Source organism: Rhizorhabdus sp. GW822-FHT03C02 (genome assembly GCF_058801765.1).
This window is the reverse complement of the sequence record NZ_JBXANN010000020.1, coordinates 16,488-29,708: the sequence shown is the minus strand read 5'-3', so window position 1 is coordinate 29,708 and position 13,221 is coordinate 16,488. Positions and strand designations below refer to the sequence as shown.

Here is a 13,221-nt window from a genome sequence, read left to right as displayed (position 1 = left end):
TGGCCGCCGCGCCCGATTTACTTGGCCGCCGAAGCGTATAACAGTCCCCCGATTGTCGGGGTTCCCGCGGGAATCAGGTGAAGGGGAAGTGCATGGCGTCGGCAGCTGACCAGAAGGTCGTGGTGGTGGGTCTGGGATATGTCGGCCTGCCGCTGGCGGTCTCGCTGGCGAAACATTTCCCGACGATCGGATTCGACATCGATCGCGAACGCATCCGCGAGCTGAACGAAGGCCATGACCGCACCCGCGAGATCGACGGACCGGCGCTCAAGGCATCGACGCTGGCGCTCACCGCCGATCATGGCGACGCGACCGATGGCGATGTCTATATCATCACGGTGCCGACCCCGGTCGATGACGCCAACCGCCCCGATCTCCGCCCGGTGATGTCGGCCACCCGCACCGTCGGGCAGATGCTGCAGGCCGGCAAGGGATCGATCGTCGTCTATGAGAGCACGGTCTATCCCGGCGTCACCGAGGATATTTGCGGTCCCGAACTCGAGCGTGTCTCGGGGCTGAAGCGCGGGGTCGATTTCTTCCTCGGCTATTCGCCCGAGCGCATCAATCCGGGCGATCGCGAACATACCGTCGACCGGATCATCAAGGTGATCTCGGGCGAATCGCCGGAAATCACCGAACGCGTCGCCGCGGTCTATGACAAGGTCACCAGCGCCGGCTGCTTCCGTGCCGCATCGATCAAGGCCGCCGAGGCGGCGAAGGTGATCGAGAATGCGCAGCGCGACATCAACATCGCCTTCATGAACGAGATCACCCAGATCTTCGCCAAGCTCGACCTGTCGATCTGGGACGTGCTCGCCGCGGCAGGCACCAAATGGAACTTCCTCAATTTCCAGCCCGGCCTCGTCGGCGGTCACTGCATCGGGGTCGATCCCTATTATCTCAGCCATTGCGCGCAGAGCGTCGGCCATCTGCCGCGGGTGATCCTGGCGGGACGATCGATCAACGATTCGATGGCGACCTGGGTCGCCGATTCGATCCACAGCAAGCGCGGCAGCAAGACCGGCTCGGTGCTGATGCTCGGCGCGACCTTCAAGGAAGACGTGCCCGACCTGCGCAACTCGAAGATCTTCGACGTGGTCAAGCGGCTGCGCTGGCTCGGCCACCGCGTCACCCTCCATGACCCGCTCGCAGACCCGCTCGAGGCGCGCCACGAATATGGCATCGGGCTGTCCACCGACGCCCTGTCGGGCCGCTACGACGTGGTCGTGGGCGGCGTGCCGCATCGCAGCTACAAGGACATGGACGGCGCGACGATCTCCGAGCTCGTCGACAAGGGCGGGCTGCTTGCCGACCTCAAGGGCATGTGGCGCGGCAAGGATCTGCGCGGCGACATCGAGCGCTGGAGTTTGTAGTTTTTAGCCCGAGTATCCTCGGGCGCCCTCAAACGCCGGGCGGTCGGCATCCGCCGACCTGGGCTTCGCGCCAATAAGGCGCGGCGCGCGTTCGCGCTTGCGGACCCTGCGGGTCCGTTGGAGATTCTCCCTGTCGCATTCAGACAGTGAGAAGAAGAGGTGGAACGGGACGCGAAGCGGCCCGCAAGGCCAAAGGCCGCCCGAGCTTATTGCGAGGAAGCCAAGGCAGGCCGATGCCTGCCGCCCGGCGTCTGAGGGCGCCCGGCAAAGCCGGGCTAAACAGAAAAGGGGCCGATCCTTTCGGATCGACCCCCATTCTTTCCGTACGTCGTGATCGACGATCGGACCGGGATATTACATCCCGGCGCCGAAGGTGATCTCCACGCGGCGGTTCTGCGGCTCGCGCACACCGTCGGCGGTGTCGACGAGCGGCTTGCTCTCACCGAAGGCTTCGGTCGAGATCGCCGAGTCGGGAACGCCCTTGCCAGCAAGGTAAGCCTTCACCGAGTCAGCACGACGCTGCGAGAGGCCGACATTGTACTGGTCGCTGCCCGACTTGTCGGCGTGACCAGCAAGCTGGACCTTCGCCTGGCCGGTCGTCGCATAAGCGTTCGCGGCGTTGTCGAGGATCGAAGCAGCCTCAGCCGTGATGTCCGACTTATCCCAGTCGAAGAACACGATGAACGGACCCGGGGTCTCAACCACCGGCGGCGGCGGAGGCGGCGGGGGCGGAGGAGGCGGCGGGGGCGGAGGCGGCGGCGGCGGCGGCGGCGGCGGGGCCGCAGGTTCGCCGAAGTTGTAGATCAGGCTCGCCAGGATGCTGTGCGAACGCCAATCGGTCTTGTAGCCGGTGCCCAGACGATCGACGAACTTCACATTGTCGACGCGCATGTAACGATACTTCACGCCGACGTCGACGTTCGTGGTGACCGGATAACGGACGCCGGCGATCGCCTGATAGGCGAACTTCGAGTCGGAGTCGTCGAGGAAGTCGGTCGACGACACGTTGTAGCCCGAGAGCTTGACGCGCGCGATACCGGCACCACCGCCGACATAACCCTGGAAGCCATCGGACGGACCGAAGTCGAGCAGGCCGTTGACCATGAAGCTGAGGGCCGAATTCTTGCCCGACGCATCACGATAGGTTCCCGGAGGGGCACCAAGGCCGCCGACCGCTGCCGGCGTACGCAGCGCGGTGGTCGAGTAATCGCTGACGCGGTTACGCTTGTAGGCAACTTCACCTTCCATGCGGAAGATGCCGAAATCATAGCCGACGACGCCGTCGACGTCGAAACCGATCTTGGAATCAGCGACCGCCGAAGCAGCCGGAGTCGAAGCGATATCGAAATTGAGATCCTCAAGGATCATCCCGCCGCCTTCGACACCGACATACCACGCCTTGTCAGCGGCATAAGCCGGCGCGGTCATCGCGGTCGAAGCGAGCACTGCCATCAAGGCAAGCTTGCGCATATTATTCCCCTTTCCAACTCGTTCCTGAAAAGGAACTATTTTCCACCTAACCCATTAACGCAAATGCACGCAAGCACGCATCTGTTGCTGTCCCGATACGAAACCCGAACCCGGCAGCAGCCGCCTTGGTCCGTGTCGGTCAGACAGCCGCTAAACGTCGATTTACAAAAAGGGTTTCGCGCTGCCCAAAAATTTTTCGACGATCCGCCATTTACCATCGGTGCGGTTGCAAAAATGCCACTATGCGAGCCGCCACCCCAAGCGCCCAGCCACGCCCCTTCACATCATTAAACTACTATAATTTAATGATATTTCTCATATTATGGCCGGAAGTCGGGGCAAGATCCCCACCGAACCGCAGCCCGTGCCACCCGCGAAGCTACCGCACCGCAACCAACCCGTTTTGCGCGGGGACATCCTATCCACCCCGCAACGCAGCGCAGGTCCCAGGGAACCAGCCGGTCGACTCCGCCGGGGTCGGCATCCGCCATTTTACGTAGCCGCAGGGCCGCGCTCGACATGCTTCCGATTGCGCTCCGGGAAATCGCGAAAGGTTAAAATCGGCGTCGGCTACCCACCCGATATCAGACCAGCGACACCAGCAGTTCGTTGGCGCGCGACGTGCCGGGCTTCAGTGGCGAGTTATAATAAGCATGTTCCAGGCTTTCGCCCGCCCGCCGCCCCTGCCGATCGATCCAGGCACGCAGATCGGCCTCTTTGCCGACATAGGATCGCTCATCGGTTTTGGCGGCAAAGCCGATCGCAGCCATGTCCCGTGCCGGAACGTCGACCAGATCGAGCCCCTCTCCCGGTGCGGGAAGCGAAGACCGATCTCGCCCGGCAGGCAGGATGAACCGAATCTTCCAGCTTCCCTCCCGCACCGGAACCGCGAAAAAGGGCACCGTGATCGGAATCTCCCCGCCCTCGCGTCCTTCGCCGAACATATAGTCGGCCATCAGGCCGAAACCGTTGCCCAGCGCCCGATCACGCGAACCATGCTGCAATGTCTCGAGCATCAGCAGCGCCGGATATCGCCTTATCTCGAACGGCCCGTCGGACAGCAGGCTGGTATGGATCGGCGCGTTCGCCTGACGCTGCCTGAGATAGGCATAGGCGGCGCCGCCGGCTGCCACCGCAACCGCGCCCGCAATCCATTTTCCCCAACCGACCTTCGCCATGTCCACACTATCCAGCAGCTTCGTTGCCGCCGGATACAGCCTGGGTCCCGCGATGGCCAGCACACCGGTCCGCCATATCCCGATAGCCGATTCACCTTGCCATGACGGATCATATACGGGACAGTGGATAACCGATTTGGTTTAAGCGAGATTTGCATGATCACCTGCATCCGCGAAGTCCGTCGCGCCCGCGGCCTGACGCTGCAGGACGTCGCCGATCGCTGCGCGCCGCCGACGACCGCACAGACGATCGGGCGGCTGGAAACCGGCACCCGCACCGTCTCGGTCGGCTGGCTCAACCGGATCGCCAATGCGCTCGACGTCGATGCGGCCGAACTGGTCAGACTGCCCGACCGCGCCGACCTCCCCGTGGTCGCACTGCTCGGCGGCGACGGGGCATCGGCACCGCGCCACGATCAGACCGTCACCTCGCCCAGACCAAACCCCGACAGCATGGCGATCCTCGTCGAAACCAGCGTCGGCGACTATCGCCATGGCGACGTGATCTGGACCGATCGCCTGCTGCCGCACGCCTTCGGCACCGCGCTCAACCGCGACGTGCTGGTGCCGAGGACGGCCGGCCGCTACAGCTTCGGGCGGCTTATCGGCCGGGAAGGCAGCAAGCTTCACCTGCTGCCGCCCGGCCATGGCAGCCGCCAGTTGGTGATCCCCGATGCGCCGTGGATCGCGATCGCGATCAGGCTGATCCGCAGTCTGGGCTGACCGGTCGGCCTCATACGCGATCTCGAAGATGCTGAAGCATCCTCGATCGACATGCTCGAGCGCCGCACGGGCCGATACCAGATCCCGGTGAGTCACGCTCACCGGGATCCGCCATCAGGCCCGCGAGCTTCCCGCGAAATAATAGCGCCATACGAACAGGCCGACCGTCGCCGGCAGGCTGGCATAGGCAAATGGCGCGTGAACGCCGATCCCTGGCAATTGGGTCATCGTCCAGGATACGAGCCCGGTCGCCGCCAGCAACGCCCAGATCCAGGCATCGCCCCTCGCCTCGAAGCGGTGCGATCTATGCCCCGATCGCGACGCGTCGAGGAATAGCGCCGCGGTCACCGCCGACATCGCGGTGAAGCCCGCCCCGTAGATGGCGAACAGCCGAACCACGCTTCCCTCGAACGCGGGGCCGGTGCGAAACGCATAGGCACTCAGCGAGAGCGCCATCGCCCGCAGCGGCTGCACATAGATCAGCACGAGGAAGACGAGCAGGACGGTGAGCAGCACCGACTTCCAGTCGCCCGCGCCGCGCAGCCGCCGCCAGCGGACATGCGCGAACCAGAACATCAGGATGATACCGAAACCGATCGCGAAGGCCGGAACGCCCGCGACCGCCGCCTCCAGTGCCGTCACCGAAGCCGGGATCGCGCCACCACCGATAACCAGCAACGTCACCGCGAAGGCAAAGGTCGCGTCGGTGAAGGCATCGAGCCGGTGGGTGATCGAGACGTCATCCATGACGGCGATTCAACCATGGTGCGGCCCGAAAGAAAAGCTCAACCGTCGCTGACGCGCTCGATATCCGCGCCGACCGCCGACAGCTTTTCCTCGAGCCGTTCATAGCCGCGGTCGAGATGATAGACGCGATGGACCTTGGTCTCGCCCTCGGCCGCCAGTCCGGCCAGTACGAGGCTCATCGATGCGCGGAGATCCGTCGCCATCACTTCGGCGCCAACCAGCCGGTCGACCCCGCGCACCACCGCGGTACGGCCGCGAACCTGGATGTCCGCTCCCATCCGCGTCAGTTCAGGGACATGCATGTAGCGATTCTCGAAGATCGTCTCGGTCAGCACGCTGGCTCCGTCGGCCAAGGTCAGCATCGACATGAACTGCGCCTGCATGTCGGTCGGGAAAGCCGGGAACGGCGCGGTCGACACGGTTAGCGGACCGAGCTTGTTGCCCGCCCGCACGCGGATACCGTCGGGCCGCTCCTCGATCTCGACGCCGGCCGAACGCAGCCCGTCGAGGATCGCGTGCATATCCTCGGCCCGCGCACCGATCAGATCAAGATCGCCGCCGGTGATCGCCGCGGCACAGGCATAGCTGCCCGCCTCGATGCGGTCGGGCATCACCTGGTAGCGCGCACCACCCAGGCTGTCGCGACCCTGGATCAATATCCGATCGCTGCCGATGCCGTCGATCTCGGCCCCCATCGCGATCAGGCAGTTGCACAGGTCGACGATCTCGGGCTCACGCGCGGCATTTTCGATCACGCTCTCGCCGCGCGCCAAGGATGCCGCCATCAACGCATTCTCGGTCGCGCCGACCGAGGGAAACGGCAGCGTGACCCGGCCGCCGGGAAGCCGGCCGCCCGGCGCCTTCGCCTTTACATAGCCGCCCGACAATTCGATCTGCGCGCCGAGTTCCTCGAACGCCCTGAGGTGGAAATCGATCGGGCGGTTGCCGATCGCACAACCGCCCGGCAGCGACACGGTCGCCTCCCCCGCCCGCGCGAGCAACGGCCCGAGCACGACGATCGACGCCCGCATCTTGCGAACGATGTCATAGGGCGCGACCGTCGACGCGATCTCCCGGGCGGTCATCGTCATCTCGCGGCCGATCTCGCCATTCTGGCCGCGGCTGACCGTGGTGGTGACGCCGAGTTCGTTGAGCAGATGACCGAAGCTGTCGACATCGGCGAGCCGCGGCAGGTTGGTCAGGGTCAGCGGCTGATCGGTCAGCACCGCGCAGGGCAGCAGCGTCAGCGCTGCATTCTTCGCCCCCGAAATCGGCAGGCTTCCGGACAGGCGTTTTCCGCCCCTGATGATGATGCGATCCATGGCTGGCGTTTATCGCTTCACGAGAAACGCGCAATGGTTGTTTGAAGGCGCGACGTTGTCGCGCCGCCCTCAGACGCCGGGCGGAACGCATCCGCGTTCCTGGGCTTCGCGCCAATAAGGCGCGGCGGCCGTTCGGCCTTGCGGGCCGCTGCGCGTCCCACCTTTCCCTTTCTCTGTTTGAGTAAGACAGTGAGAGGGAAAGCAATCAACGGACCCGCAGGATCCGCAAGCGCGAACGCGCGCCCGAGCTTATGCGAGGAAAGCCAAGCCGACGGATGTCGGCGCCCGGCGCTTGAGGGCTGACAAAAAACCAACGGGATGCGTGGCGGTCCGCAAGCGCGAACGCGCGCCGCGCCTTATTGGCGCGAAGCCAAGGCAGGCGGATGCCGACCGCCCGGCGTCTGAGGGCGCCAGCCAATAGGCTGGCAAAAAACAAAAACCGCCTGAAAAGGCTTACGCCTTTTCAAGCGTGCACTGCAGCGGATGCTGGTTCTGGCGGGCGAAGTCGATCACCTGGCTGACCTTGGTTTCGGCGACCTCATAGCTGAAGGTCCCGCACACCCCGACGCCCTTCTGGTGGACGTGGAGCATCACCCGGGTGGCGTCTTCCATGTTCATGCGGAAAAAGCGCTGGAGGCACAGGACGACGAATTCCATCGGCGTATAATCGTCGTTGAGCATCAGCACCCGATAGGGCGTGGGCTTCTTCGTCCGGGTGCGGGTGCGCGTCGCGAGACCGAGGCCGGTGCCATCGTCCTCGCCATCCTTGCGGATCGCCATCCGGATCGGATCAGTGCCAATAAGATCGGTCATCGTACGCGCGCAGACTCACTTCGCCGGGGAAAGGCAGAATATGGCAGCCATCGGCCATTCGGCAAGGGGCGACACTGCAAATGGCCAAGAACCGCCCCTTGCCATCGACCATCGTCGGACGAAACCGCGATTCGCCACCAAAAACGAAACGGCCGCCTTCCCGGAGAAAGGCGGCCGCGTCGTAAAGCAACACGGCTACTGGGGGCGCAGGGCCCCGGAAACGGATGCTTAGAGCGCGGCGCTCTTGATCTTTTCCGCCGCCAGCGAATAGCGGTTCGAGATCGGCTGGAACACGTCGCCGGCCAGCTTGACCCAGGCTTCGGTCAGCTTCGACATCTCGGCGACGGCGCTGTCGAACGAGGTCTTGGCATATTCGCTCTGGAGCTGGAACACCTCGGCCGGGGTCTTGGCCGCGGTCAGGCTCTTCACCGTCGCGGTCGCGGTCTCGAAGCTCTTCTTGCCATATTCGGTGACTTCGGCGCCGATCGTCTCGGCACCCTTGGCCGCGGTCTTCGCCGAGGCGATCATCGCCTCGACATTGCCCTTGGAAAATTCGGTGAATTCCTCGCCGAACTTGCTGCCCTTTTCCAGGGCAGCCTTGGCGCGCTCATTGATTCCGGTGAACATGGTCGTGACCTTTTCGGCATAGGGCGAGGTGAAAGCAGTCGACATCGGGAGCAATCCTTTCGGGTCCGGCGATGAAGCCGCCGGGGCTGGTATTTTCGGAACGATCTTCTTGGCAGCGGGCTTCGCCGCCGCGACCGGGGGCTTGACCGCCGCGACCGGCTTCGGCGCCGCAGCCTGGGCAACGGCAATCTTCACAGGGACAGGCTTCACAGGGGCCGGCGCGGCCTCCGGCTTGGCAACAACCGTCTTGGCAACCGGCTTCGCCTTCACCACTTTCGTGGCCGCCCCTTTGGCGGGTGCGGGCGTCACCGATGCCGGCGCATCGGCCTTCGCCGTCTCGGCAATTTCGTCAGCCATCGATCAGTTCCTGCTCTTTATTGCGTCGCACAATACCGTAAACACACGCTATCCGCAAGGTTTATTGTGCAATGCAACATAACCGTCATGTTGCGCCGGGACGATCTCAATTTTTCGCTGACAACCGCCAAAAACCCCGCCCGCACCAAACGAGCGAAGACCAACCGGGTTCCGCGATCAGCAAATATTTTCCGCTGTGCGGCTACCGCATCCGCACATAGCGGCCGGGCGCATCCTCGATCGCCTTGCGGCCCGGAGTCCATTTGCCCTTCGCCGGCACCTCGGGCGCCGAACGCGCGCCGATCCAGGCCCGCCAGTCGGGCCACCAGCTGCCCTTGGTCTCGGTCGCGCCGGCCAGGAACTGCTCGAGCGAATCGGCGGCGCCGTCATTGGTCCAATATTGATATTTCTGCGCGGCCGGCGGGTTGACCACCCCGGCGATATGGCCCGACCCGGCCACCATGAAACGGATCGGCCCGGCGAGGTGGCGGGTCAGCTTCCAGACGCTGACGGCGGGCGCGATATGATCGTCGCGCCCGGCCTGGATATAGGCCGGCGTCCGGATCGTGGTCAGGTCGATCGGCACGCCGCCGATCCGGATCGCCCCCGGCTGGACCAGCAGATTGTCGCGGTAAAGCTGCTCGAGATAGGCCTTGTGCCATTTGGCCGGCAGATTGGTGGTGTCGCCGTTCCAGTAGAGCAGGTCGAACTCGCTATAGTCCTCGCCCAGCAGATAATTCTGGACGACATAGTTCCAGATCAGATCGCGGCTGCGCAGCAGGTTGAAGGTCGCCGAGATCAAACGCCCGTCGATCACCCCGTCCGCCGCCATCGCCGAGATCATCGCGATCTGTTCGTCCCCCACCAGCAGGGTAAGATCGCCGGCCTCGCTGAAATCGACCTGCGCGGTGAAGAAGGTCGCACTGGCGACCTTGTCGGCCCCGCCGGTGGCGGCGAGATAGGCGAGCGTCATCGCCAGCGCGGTACCCGCCACGCAATAGCCGATCGTGTGGACCCGATCGACGCCTACCAGTTCGCGCACCTTGTCGATCGCATCGATCTGGCCGCCGATCACATAGTCGTCCATCAGCACATCGGCCATCAAGGCATCGGCCGATTTCCACGACACCATGAACACGCTGAGCCCGCTCTCGACCGCCCAGCGGACGAAGCTGTTCCGGGCGTTGAGGTCGAGGATGTAGAAGCGGTTGATCCAGGGCGGGAAGATCAGCAGCGGGGTGCCGAGCAGCTTCGCCGTGGTCGGCGCATAATGGATCAGCTGATAGAGCGGGGTCTCGTGCACGACCTTGCCCGGGGTCGCGGCAATGTTGCGGCCGATCTCGAAGGCATCGACATTGGTCTGGGTCATCTGCCCCTTGGCGAGATCGGACAGCATATGTTCGAGCCCGCGCAGCAGATTCTGGCCCTGGGTTTCAAATGTTCGCGCCAGCACCAGCGGGTTGGTCAACGGGAAATTGGCGGGGGACAGCGCGTCGGCGATCGTGCGCATCACGAACCTGATCCGGTCGCGGTCGCGCGGCTCGATCCCCTCGATGGCATCGATCGAGCCCAGCCAATGTTCGCACATCAGCAGATAGGCCTGGCGGATCAGGTCGAAGATCGGGGTTTCGCGCCAGGCATCGGCGCTGAAGCGCTTGTCCTTGTCGGCAAGACTCGCCGCGGCCGGATCGCGCTTCATCATCGACGACAGCAGCGCGACCCCGTCGAGCATCGCCTTGCCCTGGAGGTCGGCGAGATGCCCCGCATCGATCTTGGCGGGATCGCCGAACAAAGCCTTCAGGTCGGGCATCGGCAGACCGTTCACGGGCGCCGCCGCGACATGTTCGAGGATCATCTGCTGCGCTTCGCCGAAAATGCCGGTCCAATGCTGGATATCGGCCAGACTCGGCATCGCGATGGCCATCGGATCGCCCCCGTTTGCGAGGCCCGCATCCCCGTTCTTATCGGCCATCACGCTGCTCCCACGCATATTTTCACGACGCCCTGCCCTTTCGCGCGGTTCGCGCGTATAGCGGCGTCGGCGACAATGGGCGAACTGCCCGGCGACGCCAAGTGTCAAACCCAGAGGAATCGACCAAGGGAATTACGATGTCCGACGAATTTTACCGCATCAAACGCCTTCCCCCCTATGTCATCGCCGAAGTCAACGCGATGCGGGCGGCGGCGCGAGCGCGGGGCGAGGACATTATCGACCTTGGCATGGGAAACCCCGACCTGCCCCCGCCCGAACATGTGATCGAGAAGCTGTGCGAAGTCGCGCGCAACCCCGACGCGCATGGCTATTCGGCGTCGAAGGGGATTGCCGGCCTTCGCAAGGCGCAGGCCGCTTATTATCAGCGCCGCTTCGGGGTCGACCTCGATCCCGAGAGCGAGATCGTCGTCACCCTCGGATCGAAGGAGGGCCTCGCCAATCTCGCACAGGCGATCACCGCCCCGGGCGACGTCGTGCTGGCGCCCAATCCGTCCTATCCGATCCACACCTTCGGCTTCATCATCGCAGGCGCCACGATCCGTTCGGTGCCGACGACCCCCGACGAACGCTATTGGGAGTCGCTCGACCGCGCGATGAAGTTCACCGTGCCGCGCCCGTCGGTGCTGGTGGTCGGCTATCCGTCGAACCCGACCGCCGAAGTCGTCGACCTGGCCTTCTACGAACGGCTCGTCGCCTGGGCGAAGGAGCACAAGGTCTGGGTGCTGTCGGATCTCGCTTATTCGGAGCTTTATTATGACGGCGTGCCGACCCCGTCGATCCTGCAGGTGCCCGGCGCCAAGGATGTCGCGGTCGAATTCACTTCGATGTCGAAGACCTATTCGATGGCGGGATGGCGGATGGGCTTCGCGGTCGGCAACCAGAAGCTGATCGCGGCGCTGACCCGGGTCAAATCCTATCTCGATTATGGCGCGTTCACCCCGATCCAGGCGGCGGCGGTCGCGGCGATCAACGGGCCGCAGGATATCGTCGAGAAGAATCGCGAACTCTACAAGCGCCGGCGCGACGTGCTGGTCGAAAGCTTCGGGCGCGCCGGATGGGACATCCCGCCGTCGCGCGCCTCGATGTTCTGCTGGGCACCGCTGCCGCCCGCGGTCGCGCATCTCGGCAGCCTCGAATTTTCGAAGCAGCTGCTCACCCATGCCGGCGTCGCGGTGGCGCCGGGGGTCGGCTATGGCGAGGACGGCGAAGGCTTCGTCCGTATCGCCATGGTCGAAAACGAGCAGCGCATCCGCCAGGCCGCCCGCAACGTGAAGCGCTATCTGAATTCGATGGGCGTCAACACCGGCAATCGCAGCGCGAGCTGATATCGTCGAATAGCGAATGACGGTGAGTCTGACTTACCGTCATTCGGTATCGGGCCGCGCGGCGCGCGAGCACATCGATCGAGGATGCGTCAGCGCTTCGCACGCAAAGAAAAGGGGCCGCGTCGCCGCGGCCCCTTTTCTTTTGCTTTGCCCTGGCGAGAGGGATTAGCGCGAAGCAACCTTGTCGGCGGCCTTCGGCGCTTCGAAAGCGACGCGCTTGCCGGCATAGTCGCCGACGACCTTCGAGCCGCGGACCTTCAGGTTGAAGGTCTTGCCGCTGTTGACGTCGCGGCCGCTGATGATCTGATATTCACCCGACTTGCTGACGGTGTACTCATAGGTGGTGCCGTCGCGGACGAAGCTCTCGGGAGCGGCGAACGCCGGGGTGGCCAGCAGAGCCGAAACCGAAGCAAGCAACAGAACAGACTTGATCATGGTGACCTCCAATATGCGGGGGGAAGCCAGCGCCGCCCCTGTTGCACTGCAATATGTTGAAGGGTGGGTTTTTCGGCAATTGAAGAAATTGACGTTACAGTTGCATTTTATGCAATTCATATCGATTAACGCAATCTTAATCGCCATTTTTTGCCGCTTTTCTGCGGAAAATTCGCCTTTTCTGCAATCGCAACGCCAATGGTAACGCTCACAAAAAAATGCTGTGGTAGCTTATTTTCTCGTAGTTCAGGCCCGATTTGCGCGCGATCGCAGCATCGAATCACCGAGGATTTGTCTTGACCTCCGCCTCGCGCGGGGCACAGTCGCGCGATGCTGAACGCCGGCCCGGTCGCGCTGACCGACATCGCCCATACGATCCAGCTGGCGCTGGCGCCCGTCTTCCTGCTGACCGGCATCGGCGGCATTCTCAACCTGCTGGCGCTGCGGCTCAGCCGGATCGTCGACCATGCCCGGCGGATCGAACGCGAATTCGCGCCCGTGGGCGATCCGCTCCACGCGGTCCAGGTCCGCCGGCTGCGCCTGCTCGACTATCGGATGCGGGTGGTCAACACCGCGATCTTCCTGTGCACCGGCAGCGCAATGCTGATCTGCATCGTCGTGGCGGTGCTGTTCGTCGCCAGCCTGCTCGGGCTCGGCTTCGCGCGGACGATGGCGGCGATGTTCGTGCTGGCGATGCTGCTGCTGATCGGCGGCCTCGGCCTGTTCCTGCTCGAGGTCCGCGCGGCGGTCCGCGCGATCCAGATCGACGACGCGCTGCTCGAACGGGATTAGAGGGTTTTGTTTGGAAAATGCGCGGAAGAGCGCATTTTCGAGGCGCCGCATCTCACAAAAGCAAAG

General features: G+C 63.9%; 13 protein-coding genes. 5 read left to right on the top strand and 8 right to left on the bottom strand.

All coding sequences use genetic code 11. The features are described 5' to 3' along the window. Nucleotides 1–92 precede the first annotated feature (92 nt). Nucleotides 93–1,373 carry a nucleotide sugar dehydrogenase gene (locus AC1RM6_RS28910; RefSeq protein ID WP_493107850.1) on the top strand — a complete coding sequence of 427 codons (1,281 nt, stop codon included), beginning with the start codon at nucleotides 93–95 and terminating at the stop codon, nucleotides 1,371–1,373. Between the two features lie 354 nt (nucleotides 1,374–1,727). Here the strand turns inward: AC1RM6_RS28910 and AC1RM6_RS28905 are convergent, their stop codons facing one another. Together AC1RM6_RS28905 and AC1RM6_RS28900 are read right to left on the bottom strand one after the other, a co-directional pair. Beyond that, nucleotides 1,728–2,843: an OmpA family protein gene (locus tag AC1RM6_RS28905; protein ID WP_493107848.1), complete on the bottom strand. Its 1,116-nt coding sequence runs from the start codon at nucleotides 2,841–2,843 to the stop codon at nucleotides 1,728–1,730. Between the two features lie 584 nt (nucleotides 2,844–3,427). After that, nucleotides 3,428–4,084 carry an SOUL family heme-binding protein gene (locus tag AC1RM6_RS28900; protein WP_493107846.1) on the bottom strand — a complete coding sequence of 219 codons (657 nt, stop codon included), beginning with the start codon at nucleotides 4,082–4,084 and terminating at the stop codon, nucleotides 3,428–3,430. Nucleotides 4,085–4,177: 93 nt separating this feature from the next. On the opposite strand from AC1RM6_RS28900, the gene AC1RM6_RS28895 reads away from it, so the two are divergent. After that, nucleotides 4,178–4,744, top strand: a complete 567-nt coding sequence (locus AC1RM6_RS28895; RefSeq protein ID WP_493107844.1) for a helix-turn-helix domain-containing protein — start codon at nucleotides 4,178–4,180, stop codon at nucleotides 4,742–4,744. Between the two features lie 114 nt (nucleotides 4,745–4,858). On the opposite strand, the gene AC1RM6_RS28890 is transcribed toward AC1RM6_RS28895, so the two are convergent. The 4 genes from AC1RM6_RS28890 to AC1RM6_RS28875 all read right to left on the bottom strand — a co-directional run bounded on the left by AC1RM6_RS28890 (nucleotide 4,859) and on the right by AC1RM6_RS28875 (nucleotide 8,298). After that, entirely contained in the window at nucleotides 4,859–5,491 is a 633-nt protein-coding gene (locus tag AC1RM6_RS28890; protein ID WP_493107842.1) for a TMEM175 family protein, read from the bottom strand. A 38-nt stretch (nucleotides 5,492–5,529) separates the two neighbouring features. Beyond that, entirely contained in the window at nucleotides 5,530–6,813 is a 1,284-nt protein-coding gene (murA, locus tag AC1RM6_RS28885; protein ID WP_493107840.1) for a UDP-N-acetylglucosamine 1-carboxyvinyltransferase, read from the bottom strand. 453 nt (nucleotides 6,814–7,266) lie between these two features. After that, the gene (gene clpS / locus AC1RM6_RS28880) at nucleotides 7,267–7,626 is read right to left on the bottom strand and encodes an ATP-dependent Clp protease adapter ClpS (protein WP_493107838.1); all 360 of its coding nucleotides are present in this window, start codon (nucleotides 7,624–7,626) and stop codon (nucleotides 7,267–7,269) included. A 228-nt stretch (nucleotides 7,627–7,854) separates the two neighbouring features. Continuing rightward, nucleotides 7,855–8,298, bottom strand: coding sequence for a phasin family protein (locus tag AC1RM6_RS28875; protein WP_493107836.1), 444 nt, complete (start codon nucleotides 8,296–8,298; stop codon nucleotides 7,855–7,857). On the opposite strand from AC1RM6_RS28875, the gene AC1RM6_RS28870 reads away from it, so the two are divergent. After that, complete coding sequence (locus AC1RM6_RS28870; RefSeq protein ID WP_493107834.1) at nucleotides 8,282–8,692, top strand: hypothetical protein; 411 nt, start codon at nucleotides 8,282–8,284, stop codon at nucleotides 8,690–8,692. The two genes, AC1RM6_RS28875 and AC1RM6_RS28870, sit on opposite strands and share 17 nt — an antisense overlap. A 120-nt stretch (nucleotides 8,693–8,812) precedes the next feature. On the opposite strand, the gene AC1RM6_RS28865 is transcribed toward AC1RM6_RS28870, so the two are convergent. Next, complete coding sequence (locus AC1RM6_RS28865; RefSeq protein ID WP_493107833.1) at nucleotides 8,813–10,582, bottom strand: PHA/PHB synthase family protein; 1,770 nt, start codon at nucleotides 10,580–10,582, stop codon at nucleotides 8,813–8,815. Between the two features lie 137 nt (nucleotides 10,583–10,719). Here AC1RM6_RS28865 and AC1RM6_RS28860 point away from each other — a divergent pair, with 137 nt between their 5' ends. Continuing rightward, nucleotides 10,720–11,928: an LL-diaminopimelate aminotransferase gene (locus tag AC1RM6_RS28860; RefSeq protein ID WP_493107831.1), complete on the top strand. Its 1,209-nt coding sequence runs from the start codon at nucleotides 10,720–10,722 to the stop codon at nucleotides 11,926–11,928. A 165-nt stretch (nucleotides 11,929–12,093) separates the two neighbouring features. On the opposite strand, the gene AC1RM6_RS28855 is transcribed toward AC1RM6_RS28860, so the two are convergent. Beyond that, nucleotides 12,094–12,363, bottom strand: coding sequence for a hypothetical protein (locus AC1RM6_RS28855; RefSeq protein ID WP_493107829.1), 270 nt, complete (start codon nucleotides 12,361–12,363; stop codon nucleotides 12,094–12,096). A gap of 330 nt (nucleotides 12,364–12,693) precedes the next feature. On the opposite strand from AC1RM6_RS28855, the gene AC1RM6_RS28850 reads away from it, so the two are divergent. Continuing rightward, nucleotides 12,694–13,155 (top strand): DUF2721 domain-containing protein, encoded by a 462-nt coding sequence (locus AC1RM6_RS28850; protein WP_493107827.1) that lies wholly within the window; start codon nucleotides 12,694–12,696, stop codon nucleotides 13,153–13,155. Nucleotides 13,156–13,221: the final 66 nt, after the last annotated feature.

Excerpts from the sequence above, each read along its gene's own strand:
- AC1RM6_RS28910 (WP_493107850.1), top strand. The coding sequence starts at position 93 with ATGGCGTCGGCAGCTGACCAGAAGGTCGTGGTGGTGGGTCTGGGATAT.
- AC1RM6_RS28905 (WP_493107848.1), bottom strand. The coding sequence starts at position 2,843 with ATGCGCAAGCTTGCCTTGATGGCAGTGCTCGCTTCGACCGCGATGACC.
- AC1RM6_RS28895 (WP_493107844.1), top strand. The coding sequence starts at position 4,178 with ATGATCACCTGCATCCGCGAAGTCCGTCGCGCCCGCGGCCTGACGCTG.
- AC1RM6_RS28890 (WP_493107842.1), bottom strand. The coding sequence starts at position 5,491 with ATGGATGACGTCTCGATCACCCACCGGCTCGATGCCTTCACCGACGCG.
- murA (WP_493107840.1), bottom strand. The coding sequence starts at position 6,813 with ATGGATCGCATCATCATCAGGGGCGGAAAACGCCTGTCCGGAAGCCTG.
- clpS (WP_493107838.1), bottom strand. The coding sequence starts at position 7,626 with ATGACCGATCTTATTGGCACTGATCCGATCCGGATGGCGATCCGCAAG.
- AC1RM6_RS28875 (WP_493107836.1), bottom strand. The coding sequence starts at position 8,298 with ATGTCGACTGCTTTCACCTCGCCCTATGCCGAAAAGGTCACGACCATG.
- AC1RM6_RS28865 (WP_493107833.1), bottom strand. The coding sequence starts at position 10,582 with ATGGCCGATAAGAACGGGGATGCGGGCCTCGCAAACGGGGGCGATCCG.
- AC1RM6_RS28860 (WP_493107831.1), top strand. The coding sequence starts at position 10,720 with ATGTCCGACGAATTTTACCGCATCAAACGCCTTCCCCCCTATGTCATC.
- AC1RM6_RS28855 (WP_493107829.1), bottom strand. The coding sequence starts at position 12,363 with ATGATCAAGTCTGTTCTGTTGCTTGCTTCGGTTTCGGCTCTGCTGGCC.
- AC1RM6_RS28850 (WP_493107827.1), top strand. The coding sequence starts at position 12,694 with ATGCTGAACGCCGGCCCGGTCGCGCTGACCGACATCGCCCATACGATC.